Source organism: Mesorhizobium sp. M1403 (assembly GCF_040317695.1).
Lineage (GTDB): Bacteria > Pseudomonadota > Alphaproteobacteria > Rhizobiales > Rhizobiaceae > Mesorhizobium.
This window is the reverse complement of sequence record NZ_JAMYKY010000056.1, coordinates 1-11,944: the sequence shown is the minus strand read 5'-3', so window position 1 is coordinate 11,944 and position 11,944 is coordinate 1. Positions and strand designations below refer to the sequence as shown.

The 11,944-nt window shown below is 61.2% G+C and carries 10 protein-coding genes and 1 pseudogene; 2 read left to right on the top strand and 9 right to left on the bottom strand.

The window, feature by feature from the left end; translation table 11 throughout:
- Positions 1 to 343: 343 nt before the first annotated feature.
- From NKH01_RS34215 to NKH01_RS34180, 8 genes are all read right to left on the bottom strand, one after another.
- The gene (locus NKH01_RS34215; protein WP_352484987.1) at positions 344 to 2,272 is read right to left on the bottom strand and encodes an adenylate/guanylate cyclase domain-containing protein; all 1,929 of its coding nucleotides are present in this window, start codon (positions 2,270 to 2,272) and stop codon (positions 344 to 346) included.
- 605 nt (positions 2,273 to 2,877) lie between these two features.
- Positions 2,878 to 3,582, bottom strand: coding sequence for a GntR family transcriptional regulator (locus NKH01_RS34210; RefSeq protein WP_023722328.1), 705 nt, complete (start codon positions 3,580 to 3,582; stop codon positions 2,878 to 2,880).
- 102 nt (positions 3,583 to 3,684) lie between these two features.
- A complete protein-coding gene (locus NKH01_RS34205; RefSeq protein WP_352484980.1) occupies positions 3,685 to 4,425 on the bottom strand; it encodes an aspartate/glutamate racemase family protein in 741 nt (246 codons plus the stop codon).
- A gap of 8 nt (positions 4,426 to 4,433) precedes the next feature.
- Complete coding sequence (locus NKH01_RS34200) at positions 4,434 to 5,156, bottom strand: ABC transporter ATP-binding protein (protein ID WP_023722330.1); 723 nt, start codon at positions 5,154 to 5,156, stop codon at positions 4,434 to 4,436.
- Between the two features lie 2 nt (positions 5,157 to 5,158).
- Positions 5,159 to 5,938, bottom strand: a complete 780-nt coding sequence (locus tag NKH01_RS34195; protein ID WP_352484979.1) for an ABC transporter ATP-binding protein — start codon at positions 5,936 to 5,938, stop codon at positions 5,159 to 5,161.
- A gap of 4 nt (positions 5,939 to 5,942) precedes the next feature.
- The gene (locus tag NKH01_RS34190) at positions 5,943 to 6,917 is read right to left on the bottom strand and encodes a branched-chain amino acid ABC transporter permease (protein ID WP_352484978.1); all 975 of its coding nucleotides are present in this window, start codon (positions 6,915 to 6,917) and stop codon (positions 5,943 to 5,945) included.
- A gap of 5 nt (positions 6,918 to 6,922) precedes the next feature.
- Entirely contained in the window at positions 6,923 to 7,789 is an 867-nt protein-coding gene (locus NKH01_RS34185; protein WP_023722333.1) for a branched-chain amino acid ABC transporter permease, read from the bottom strand.
- Between the two features lie 76 nt (positions 7,790 to 7,865).
- Complete coding sequence (locus NKH01_RS34180; RefSeq protein ID WP_031195079.1) at positions 7,866 to 9,068, bottom strand: ABC transporter substrate-binding protein; 1,203 nt, start codon at positions 9,066 to 9,068, stop codon at positions 7,866 to 7,868.
- Positions 9,069 to 9,255: 187 nt separating this feature from the next.
- On the opposite strand from NKH01_RS34180, the gene NKH01_RS34175 reads away from it, so the two are divergent.
- Positions 9,256 to 9,567, top strand: a complete 312-nt coding sequence (locus tag NKH01_RS34175) for a DUF4143 domain-containing protein (RefSeq protein ID WP_352484977.1) — start codon at positions 9,256 to 9,258, stop codon at positions 9,565 to 9,567.
- Between the two features lie 65 nt (positions 9,568 to 9,632).
- On the opposite strand, the pseudogene NKH01_RS34170 reads toward NKH01_RS34175, so the two are convergent.
- A pseudogene (locus NKH01_RS34170) lies at positions 9,633 to 9,971 on the bottom strand (diacylglycerol kinase); the annotation flags it as partial.
- A gap of 663 nt (positions 9,972 to 10,634) precedes the next feature.
- Between NKH01_RS34170 and NKH01_RS34165 the strand changes: the two are divergent.
- Positions 10,635 to 11,309, top strand: a complete 675-nt coding sequence (locus tag NKH01_RS34165; protein WP_353024638.1) for a protein-L-isoaspartate(D-aspartate) O-methyltransferase — start codon at positions 10,635 to 10,637, stop codon at positions 11,307 to 11,309.
- Positions 11,310 to 11,944 lie beyond the last annotated feature (635 nt).

Here is an 11,944-nt window from a genome sequence, read left to right as displayed (position 1 = left end):
ACGAACGCCCCAGAAAGACCTTGCTCTATCAGACCCCAGCGGAGAAGTTCGCTGAGTGTGTTGCAGCGATCGGTTGAACCCGCCATATCCACGGGCTCGAAGCTGCCGATCCGTTGTCGGCCCATTCCTGACATAATCGCCACTGCTCAGAAAATCACTTGCTCAGCCGGCTTCCACCGTAGGGATACTCACTTGAGCGTTTGACCCTGAGTTCTTCGTTCGCTAGCGGGAGCCTCGCGCGGCGTCACAACCATATGTGTCATCGCCTCCAACCTTCGGCGACAGCGCCCGCCAGTGCCGGGGCGATTCGCGGCTCACGTCTCCCTTTTGCGCCGAGCTTGTTCTATGGCTGCCCGAGAGGCTGCGCCTCCCCCGCCTCGCATTCCGGCAGCCGCACAGGTTTGGCGAGTTTTGCCAGCGACCCGGTCTTGGCGCACGCCGGGAAGCCGGCTAGCGGCATTGTCTCGATGAAACGACCGCGCTCCGTCTTGCTCAAGCTGAATTCATTGACCATGCCCTCGACGGTCAGGTCCGGATACCGTTTGAGGGTTTCCCGGACCGAAGCATTCGCCTCATCGATTCGACCCAGAGCCGCAAAGGAGCTGCTACGCACCACCCAACCCCCTTTGCCGTAGTTATCGGGCGTCTTGCGCTCCAGCATCTTCAAGGCGTCCTCATAGCGACCAGCCATAAAATAGGCAGTGGAGTAGAAAGCAGTTGCCCACATCGGGTAATTCGGGTCGAGCCGTATAACTTGGTCGACCAACTGAGCGCCGCGTTCGGGTTCGTCGAAGCCTGCCGCAAAGCCGGAATAGAATGTCAGGATTTCGGCCGAACCCGGAGCGAGGCGGAGGGCCGTGTCCAGCTCGACCTTGGCGCGGGCGTTGTCGCCCTTGTCTTTGAGGCTCATGCCAAAAACGGCGTGCGCCTCGGCGTCGCTCGGATCGAGCCGCACCGCGCGTTCGGCTACATCGGCAGCCGCCTTGATCTCGCTCTCGGGATTGATACCGAAGCCAGCCAATATGTTATGAGCATGATAAAGTTCCACCCAGGCGCGGGCGAACCCCGGGTCCAGCTCGACAGCGAGGTTGAGCAGCCTGATGGCCTCCTCCTCATCCGCTACGGTAATCTTTTCAATCCTTTCGGTTCCGAGCAGGTAGTAATCATAGACAGTCAAGTTGTCCGGCCGTTTACGCTTCGCTGCAGCCCGCCCCGCGCCTTGAATCAGCCCCACGCCGTTGCCGAGGCGGTTGGTGACCTGCTCGGCGATCTCGGTTTGAACGGCGAATACGTCTTCAGCAGGCCGGTCCCATCGCTCCGACCACAGATGGTTGCCGGTTTTTGCATCGATCAGCTGCGCGGTGATCCGCAGCCGACCGCCCAGGCGCTGGATCGAGCCTTCCAGCACATAGCCGACGTCGAGCGCACTCGCGACCTGGCGGACATCCAGCGACTTGCCTTTGTACGCTTGCGTCGAATTGCGTGCCACGACGTCGAGTTCGGGAAACTGCGCGAGATCGGTGATGATGTCTTCGGTGAGGCCATCGGCCAAACGCCCGGTGGCCTCGTCGCCGCCATAATTATTGAAGGGCAGCACCGCGATCGACGGCTTGGCCCCCAGTGGCGCAGGCTGAAAGACCCACCATGTCCCTCCACCCGCCAGAGCCAGCACCACGATGGCCGCCGCAGCCGTCCTGGCCCAGCGCGGCATCATTCCGAGAAGCGGGCGGCGCGCCGGCTTGCCATCGAGCCTCAGCCGGTACATCCGCACGGGGCGATTGATATTCTTGACTTGCTGCTCGCCAGCGAAATCGAGGGGCCAATCAAGCTTGCCCTGCAGATGGTCAAAGGCCGTGCCCGATACGATCACGCCGCCCGGGTCAGCGAGTTGCTGCAACCGAGCGGCGATATTGACGCCGTCGCCATACACATCGCCATCCACGAGCGCCACATCGCCAAGATTTATCCCGATGCGGAACACAATCCGCTCATGCTCCGGCAGTCCACCATTGCGAACGGCCACAGCTTTTTGAATTTCGGCTGCGCAGATTACCGCATCGACCACGCTGTCGAAGACGACAAGTGCGCCATCTCCTAATAGTTTGACAATTCGACCCTGGTGCAGAGCGATCGCCGTATCGGTTACGTCGGCCCGGATAGCTCTCAGGCGTCCGATGGTGCCAGCTTCGTCAATTTCGATCGCCGTTGAATAGCCGACCATATCCGCTGCAAGGATCGCCAGCAGTTTCCGGTTCAATGGAGGGACGATCATCATCCGGCCCCGGACCCAACATGGCTAAAATTGTACACCTATCGCGGCGCCCTGACGAGCCCGCCCGGCCAAAGCCAGGAGGTCGTCCATTCGCCCCGGTGGTCCGAAAGGTCGCTTCTGGCGCACAGCGGTCAGACGAGGCTGGACGCAAGGGCCGGCTATCTTGTCCAGTCATCTTGAAAGCTGACAGTCCGGTTCCGGCCCCTTCCAGGCATTCACAATGCCGGTCGATCGCCGATCTGACCGCCAGAGGCTGTTGACGTCGAAAACACATAAGCCGCTAGATGTTCCCCTTTTGTGCTTCCAAAGTCGCATAAACAGACAGTCTGGAACTGGCCTCTCGCGAGGGCCATCGACCGATCGCATCAGGTCGTATTGCTGCGACTGCGTGCCTCAAGCTCTGATCGGCGCATTGCCCGTCCGTTGTGCGGCAGCAGGAGTAGCTGAAGCTGGAGGGCAGCGCCGCGGACTCAACGAGCGCTACTGTTATGACGGCAGGAACGAAGAAGCAGTCCTCATGGACCGATGCATGCTATGCATTGCTTCGATCACGCCCAGCACGTGCGGACATAGGCGAACTCCGGCGAAGAGTTTGACAGCGGAGATCAGCGCAAGATGTCCGACAGGCTCTCGGGCTTCTTCTCGCCAAGCGACAGATCAAGGCCCGACAGAAGGTCGATGAGATGACTTTGCATCAGGTCGGACGCGTTTTTTGCGTCGTGCTTTTCGATGGAATCAACGAGGGCGTGATGGGCGTGGCTTTCGCAGGTGGTGTCGCGGCGGCGCCAGTAGAGCGCGATGATCAGCGACGACCGCGACAACAGGTCCTTGACGAAGCCGGTCAGGATCGAATGGCCGGCGATTTCAGCGATGCCGACATGGAATTTTGCCGACAGCATTATGGCGTCGCTGTCGCGGCCGGCATGCAGGGCCTCGTGCTCTTTTTCGAGATGAAGCCGCAGTTGCGCGATCTCGGCCGGCTTTGCCACTTCGGCGGCAAGCGCCGCGACCTTGGGCTCGATCAGCGCTCGCGCTTCGAACACCTCGCGCGCTTCCTGCTTGGTCGGCTGGGCGACGAACGCGCCGCGGTTCGGCTCGAGCCGAGCCAAGCGGTCATGCGACAGCGCCTGCAGCGCCGCGCGTATCACCGCGCGGCTCACCGAATAGATCGAGGCGAGCTCGTCCTCGGGCAGCTTTGTGCCCGGTGCGAGGCGGTGGCTGACGATGGCGTCGCGCAGGCCGGCATAGACCGGAAACCAGCGCATCGTCGGCTTGTCGCCATCCCGTGTCTTTGGTCCAAGCAGGTCCATCGTCTCATTGTCCCGGCGGCCGGATCGCATAGCGGCGCGAACACCGCGTTTCCGGCCGGACATCGAACATCCTGTGTGGGAATGTCAACAATTTTGCACGCATCAGGATACACGGCCGGAGGGCGAAAAGGACGCAAAGATTCCGGCGAAGGACTTTTCGAGTGGAACCTGGTAGCCGCCGCGCTTCGAGGTCGACAGGCCAAGGCTGACGAGGCTCTCGCAGAGTTGTACCGCGCAGGCGACGCCGTCGAGCACAGGAAGGCCATGTTCGCGGCTGAGCGCGGCGGCGAGGTCGGCCATGCCGGCGCATCCCAGCACAATCGCTTCGGCCCGGTCGTCGCGGATGGCGCGCTCGATCTCCTCCGAAATTCGATGGCGGGCGTTGGAGCCGGGCACTTCGAGCTCCAGAACGGGAACGTCGCTTGCCCGCACCCTAGCGCAGCGGCTGGCGAGGCCGTAGCGCACCAGATTGTGCTCGATCGCCGGCACCGAACGCGACAGCGTCGTCACCACGCTGAACTTGCCGGCAATTAGGCTCGCCATGTGAAACGCCGCTTCGCCGATGCCGACCACCGGCATCTCGCCGACGCAGCGTACTGCGTCGAGGCCGGTGTCGTCGAAGCAGGCGATGACGCAGGCGCTCGCCGCCGGATATCTCTGGATCTCGCCGATCATTCCCGGGATGGCGAAGACCTCGTCGAAATAGCCTTCGACGCTCGGCGGCCCGTCCTTCGGATTGACGGCGATGATCCTGGTGCCGGCCGAAGCCGCGCCTCGCGCCGCCTCGCTGATCTTTTCGGTCATGGACGCAGTGGTGTTGGGATTGACGACGAGTATGTCCATTTGCGCTTTCATATTTCGCCGCCGAGATAGAGTTTCTTGACCCGGTCGTCGCCAAGCAGCTCAGCCGAATGTCCGGCCAGCGCGATCTTTCCGGTCGTCAGTGCGTAGGCGCGCTGCGAGATGCGCAGCGCCATGCGCGAATTCTGCTCGACCAAGAGAACGCTGACCTTTTCGTCGCGATTGATCGCCACGATGGAGCGGGCGATGTCCTGGACGAGCTTCGGCGCGACGCCGAGCGAGGGTTCATCGAGCAGCAGAAGCTTCGGTTTGGCCATCAGCGCCCGCCCGATCACCAGCATCTGCTGTTCGCCGCCGCTCATCGTGCCCGCCGTCTGGGAATAGCGTTCCTTCAGGCGCGGAAAGCGCGCGAGCACCATGTCCAGCGTCCTGGCGATTTCGGCCTTGTCGGTGCGGGTGAAGGCGCCCATCATCAGATTGTCGCGCACCGTCATGTAGGAAAAGACGCGCCGACCCTCCGGCACCATGGCGATGCCCATCCTGACCAGCTCGTCCGGGCGCGTTCCGTCGATGCGGTGGCCCCGGAAATGAATCTCGCCGCTGCGGACTTTCTTCAGGCCGGTGATGGCGCGCAGGATCGAGGATTTGCCCGCGCCGTTCGCGCCGATCAGCGCGACGGTCTCGCCCTCGTTGACGTTGAGCGACACGCCCTTCAGTGCATAGACATGGTCGTAGTAGAGTTCGATGTCGGAGACTTTCAGCAGTTCGCTCATGGCTAAAATCCGATCGTCTCATCTTCGACGCCGAGATAGGCCTCGATGACCTTTTCGTTCTCCTGGATTTCCTTCGGCGTTCCCTCGGCGATTTTCACACCGAAGTTCAGGACGACGATGCGGTCGGAAATGTTCATGACGGCGGGCATATCGTGCTCGACCAGCAGGACAGTCACGCCGCGCTTCCGCACGCCGCGCACCATCTCCACCGCGCGCACGGTTTCGTCATGGTTCATACCGGCGAAGGGCTCGTCGAGCAGAAGCACGGTCGGGTTGGTAGCGAGCCCGATGGCAATCCCGAGCGCGCGCAGATGGCCGTGCGGCAGCGTGCTGGCGATCTCATGCCGTTGCGCGCCGAGATCGAGGAAGTCGATGATCTCGTCGGCCGAGCGGCCGAATTCATCCTCGTCGCGCCGTGCGGTGTTCGTGCCGAGATAGAAGCCGGCAAGGCTGGCATTGGAACGCAGGTGATGCGCGATGATGACATTGTCGCGCACCGTCATGCCCTTGAAGATCGTCGTCTCCTGGAACGTGCGCACCACGCCCTTCCGGGCGACGATATGCGGCGCCAGGCCTGAAATCCGCTCTTCCCGGAATAGCACTTCGCCCGAGGTCGGATTGAGGAAAGAGGAAATCAACTTGAACAGCGTCGACTTGCCGGCGCCGTTGGGGCCGATGACGGAGAGGATTTCGCGTTCGCGGACCGCGAAGGAAACATTGTTGACCGCGACCAGCCCGCCGAAGCGTTTGTTCACGGCCTTGATCTGGAGAAGCTCAGTCATGGTCCTAGCCCTGCTTCTTGCCGAACAGCCTGAGGCTGAGCAGGCCGTTGGGAAGGAACAGCATCAGCGCGATCAGCACCGAAGAGAAGATCAGCAACTGGAACTCGCCGGTCTCGAACAGGAAATCCCAGCCGAAATAGAGCACGAAGGTGCCGATCATCGGCCCGAAGACGTGGCCGAGCCCGCCGAGGAAGCAGTTCAGCATGAAGTTCACCGAGTCGGTGACGGTGAAGCTCGACGGATAGATCGACTGCGAGATGGCGACGAACATCGCACCGCCGAGACCGCCGAGGAATGAGGAGAAGGCGTAGGCGATAACGCGCAGATAGGCGATGTTGACGCCGATCGAGGAGGCCAGTTCCTCGTTCTGCTGCAACGACTGGCAGAGTTTGCCAATGCGCGAATGGACTAGGCGGTAGAGCGCCGCAAAGCACAGCACCATCAGCACAACCGACACCAGATAGAAGGCGGGACGCGGATTGGCGAGCGTCGCGAAATCTGGAAGGATGGTCAGCCCGAAGATCGAGATGCCGCCGGGGAGCGGAATGCTGACCATGCCCTTGGCTCCGTTGGTGATCGGCAGCGCCAGCGCGAGCAGCCGCGCCACTTCGGTCAAAACCAGCGTGACCATGGCGAAATAGACGCCGCGAAGCCTGAGGATGGGCAGTCCGATCAGCACGCTTGCAGCGGCGCAGAATAGCCCAGCCAGCGGCAGTGTCAGCCAGAACGACACACCATACTGGACGACAAGAATGGCCGAAACATAGCCGCCCATAAGCGCGAAGGCGCCCTGGCCGATATTGATGCGGCCGATGTAGAAAGTCACCCACACCCCGGCGCTGGCGATGCTGAGCAGCGCGACCGAGGTCAGCGTGTAGTAGAGGTCGAGCCGACCGGTCGCCTCAATCAGCCAGGGCACGCCGACGAGTACGACCAGCAGGAAGACAGCGACGACGAGGATGTTGCGTGTACGCTTCATGTCCATCATCCCCACGGCTTGCCCATGAGCCCGTTCGGGCGGATGCTCAGGAACACCATCAGCGCGGCGAAGATGACGAGATAAGTGACGTCGCCATATTGGCGTAGCACCGTCAGGCCCACCGATTCCATCATGCCGAGGATGAAGCCGCCGGCGATCGCTCCGCTGACCACGCCGGCCCCGCCGATCATCACCATCAAGAACGCCTTGATCGAGATCGGCCCGCCGATGCCCGAATTGACGCCGGTGATGGCGACCAGCAGCCCCCCGACTATGCCGGCAAGCATGGCGCCGAGCGCAAAGCCGATCATCGAATAGCGGTCGACCTCGACGCCCATCAGCTGCGCCGCGACCCGGTCCTGCGCCAGCGCCCGCATGGCGCGTCCCGGCTTGCTGTACTGCATGAAAAGCACGAAGGAGGCGATGAACAGTATGGCGAGTGCGCCGACCAGCAGCCGGTCGTAAGGCATTATGAGGCTGTCGGAGACGAAGACGCCTTTGACGATCTTCGGCACGCCGCGCTGCTTTTCGCCGAACAAGAGGAGGATCACGGCGTCGAGGAAGAATGCGACCGCCGCCGCGAGAAGCATCGTACTTTCCTCCCGCACGCTTCGCTTAATCACCGTCCTGAAAAGGAATTTCTCGACAAGCGCTCCAATGACCAGCAGCGTGACCCCGGACGCGACGAGCGCGACGACGAAAGGCATGCCGAGCTGGCCATAGACGGTGTAGGTGACGAAGCCGCCGAGAACGTACATCTGCCCATGGGCAAAGTTAAGCACGTTCATTAGCGCGAAGATCAGGGTCAGACCGAGCGCGATCAAGGCGTATTGCGCGCCAAGATAAAGCCCGTTGGCGATGACTTGTTCCATCAGGATGGTTCCGGCCGTTCAGAGGCTGAAGACGAATGCTCGAGTCTCTGCGGCAATCCGCTTCAGTGCAGTTGCGTCAATCGACTTGAGCGACGAAGAGCGTCTCGAACTTGCCGTCGCGGTATTCCGTGACCACCATCGGGACCGAAAGCTGGCGCTTCTGGCCAAACGACGTCATTCCGACATAGGTCAGCTTGGCATCGTCCTTCAGATAGGGATTGGGCGCCGAGAAAGTGTCGATCGTCTTCTTGAACTCCTCGACATTGTCGATCGCGGCCGGGTTCGCCTTCAGCGTCTCGATGATGTATTCGAGCGCGTAGACCTTGGTGTTGGACTCGTCATTGTATTCGCCGAACATTTTCGTATAGCGTTCGACGAACTCCTTCATCGTGTCGGACGCGATTTCGGGCGTCGATGCGCCGCCGACCGAGATGAAGCCGTTGGCCAACTCGCCCGCGCCCTCTTCCAACACCTTGGCATCCTGCGCCGTTTCGGTGGAGATCAGGCCTTCGTAGCCGAGCTCGCGCGCGGCGCGGATCAGCAGCGGCGCATTGCCCGGCGCGACGCCCGAAAGCACCAGCAGGTCCGGTTTTTGCAAAACGATCGGCGTCAGTACCGGCGTGAAATCGCGGGTATCGTTTTGGTAGACATCCGTGGCAGCCACAACCTCGAGCCCGAGCGCCTTTGCCGCGGCAACACCGCCATCCCGCTGGCTCAGCGGATCGGATTCGTTGGCGGCGACAAAGGCAACTTTTTTCACGCCCCTGTTTTCCATGAGATATTTGTAGATCGCCGGAGCCGACTGGTAGTTGGCGATCATGCCGAGCACGGCGTTGGATGCCGGCGGGGTGTAGAGTTCCTTCGGGAATGCGTAGGGAAAATAGATGATGCCCTTGGATTCTGCCACGGGACGCACCGCCGCCGCGCCGTCGTCGACATTCGGACCGACGACATAGTGGATGCCCTCCTGGGCCATCTTCTCCATGCCGGCGATCGCCCGCTTCGGGTCCTTCTGGTCGTCGAAGGTGACGATTTTGACGTCATAGGTCTCGTCACCAATCTTCACACCGCCGGTTTCGTTGATCCAGGCGGCGCGCGTCTGCATCGAGCGGACGTTGGATGTGCCCCACGCAGCGGCCGCGCCACTCGTCACGCCGACAAAGCCGATCTTGAGTTCCTTGTTGGCGGCGTGCACCGCTATTGTGCCGCCGGCCATGATTGCCAGCGCGGAGACGGCGCCGCGCGCCGCGGATGTGATTATTGAACGTCTGTTGATCATTGTTCTTTCCCCTTTGGAGGCCGCGCATTGTTGCGACAGAACTCGACCGATACGCGGATTTTTGTGAGTGAAGGCTCAAATCAATCACCTGTCAACAAAACTTTATCAGATTGTTGACAATCTTGTGAGCGGCCGTAGACGAAGAACGTAGGACCGATCGCGGTTCGGTGCTTTGCTCGAGAGGTTCGTGGTGTCGGAATTCCTGAAGCTCGCATGGTGGTCAGAGCGACGGGTGTCTTTCTCACACTACCGGACCAAGGATCAGGACGAGGTCGGCGTCGTGATCGAGGATCGACGCGGTCGGGTCGTCGGTATCGAGGTGAAGGCCTCCGCAAACGGTTCCGCAGGACTTTCGGGGATTGCACCAGTTGCAGGAAGGAGTCCGCGATCGTTTTGTGCGCGGGCTGGTGCTGCACGACCATCACCGTGTGACGCCGTTCGGCGAAATAATTGCAAGCTGCACCGCTGTCGGTTCTGTGTTCGATGTAAAGTTGCATAAAATGCGGTCTGGAACTTGGGTCGCGAGGTGGTCTAAATAATCCCAGATCGATACGAGCCGAGCCTTCATTGGTCGCGGTGATTTCTGGCAACTTCGCCACCCCCCGTAAGCCATCTTGCATCGAACCAGCGGTCCGCCGGCCCGTCATAGGGCAGCCGCGTGACATCCCAGTGGCTGACGAAGCGCGCGTAGGCGTCCCAGACCGGTGGACCGCCGCCGATGAAGACGACACGGCCGGCAAAGCGCTTGAGCGTGTCCTCGGGATCCATACTGGAGCGAACGACGACAAGTTCCCGATCCGCGCGAGCAAAATCCGGAACGCTCGCGATCGTCTTGGGACCGGCGAGCAAGACGTGTCCTCTCGTGACGTCGAAAAACCGTGCAACGTCGGCTACGAACTCCGGCGAGCCGAAGCGATATTGGCAAACTGAAACGTCAGAGCGGGCATCGCGCAGATGCCCGCCACCATGGGTACGGATGCACGCAAGGGACCGAAGAAGCGCCGGCGACCCCCCACCGCTCGAAGAACAGGAGAGGGGCCAATAGTGCGAAACCCGCTTTCCAAGCCGTTTGCCGATCCAGAAGGACAGCCAGTCCCCCAGTGCCGCGCCAATGGCGGCGGCAAGCCATCACGAAATTCCGGTTCTTCTCAGCAGCGCCACGCGGGCTAACGCTGATTATCGTATGGCCGGCCTGCAGCGCGAATCGCGCTGCTGGCTCGCCCAGGTTCGGCCATCGTCAATCGCCAGATCACGCACGATCAGCACGGGATGGAGCCGGTGAACGACAGCGCAGGGTTCGGCGTCGTTTTGGCCTTCGGCCTATTGGTGCTCAATTGGCTGGCGATCCGCTATATCGATGTTGTCGCCTGGCTGGCGAGCTTCTGATGCGCACGCCGTTCCACCCCGGTGCGAGGAACGGGAGAGCACCAAGGACGGCGACGAAATAGCAGGGCGGTACAACCCGCCCCAACCGAAGCCGCGTTCTCGACGACATGGTTACTGTGACAAGACGAACAGGGTATAAGGCTATGAGGCAGCAGACTGGTTGAGGAGCGCCCCACCGTCATGAAGCCGATGAACGAAGAGCATCTCGCGGTTCTACGCAGGCACATGGTCGAGATGATTGCAATTCACACCGATCTTGCAAGCGAAGAACTTGGCAAGGCGGCGCTCGATGAGCGGGTATTGGCGGCGATGAGGCGGATACCGCGGCATCTCTTCGTGCCAGCATCAGTTGCGCCTTATGCCTACCAAGACATGCCGCTGCCGATCGGCTTTGATAAAACCGTCTCGCAGCCCTTCATCGTTGCTCTCATGACCGATCTCCTTGCGCCGCAACCGCACGAGGTAGTGCTCGAGATCGGCACCGGCCTAGGCTACCAAACCGCAATCCTCGCGGACCTTGCCGGGCAAGTTTGGAGCGTCGAAATCATCGAGGAATTCGCAAGCCATGCCGAGGCTCTCCTGCAGGGTCTCGGCTTCTCCAATGTCGGCATTCGTGTCGGAGACGGGTCTCGCGGCTGGCCTGAGCACGCCCCATTCGACAAGGTCCTGGTCACGGTGGCGGCTGAGCGGACACCGCCGGCTTTACTGAAGCAACTCAAGCCGGGAGGACGCTTGGTTCTGCCTTTGGGATCTGAAAATGCACAGTTTCTGACGGTCATCGACAAGGATGCGGCAGGGCAACTGAAGACTCGCAAACTCATCCCAGTTCGGTTCGGCCGTCTCGAAACGGTCTAATGAGGGGTGCGGCTGCGCGGAGCCGTGCTGGAAGATCAGGATAACGCGCGCCGCATCGATCACACAGGCGATGGATGGCATCGCCGATCTTTTGACATCCATGCCGCAACGCCACTCGTCGAGCACGCCTGCCGCCGCCGGTCGCAGCCGCTGGCGATCATGCCGGCGCGGTCGTATTGCGCGCTTCTCAAAGACCCCTTATCCAGCCTACTGTGTGCCTACCAGAGGGCAAATGGGTCGCTCATCTGGGAAATGACGGCCAAAGGCTCAAGGAATTCGCCCAGTGGCCAACACGTAGCGGGCAGGAGGTAACGATGGATCTCAAGGACAGGCGCCTCTGGTACGGCGTGGTAGCCGTGATCGTGGTATTGGTCGTGATTGCGTATGCGGCTGGTTGGTTTGGCGGCACACCGATACCAGCGCCGCAGCAGTGAGAGCGATCGTCATTCTCGCTTGGCGGCAGCTGACTGCTCAGTCTCTAAAGGTCGAAGGAAGGGACACCTGATTGGCTGTTTCGCTGGTTTGGCTACCATCCTGACGACGCACAGCCTGGACCGTTTTTGAGATGGCTTCCGCGCAACTTGTTGGTTGTTGGACGGACCGGTCCTTGGATCGCGCAATCCGCAACACTCCGC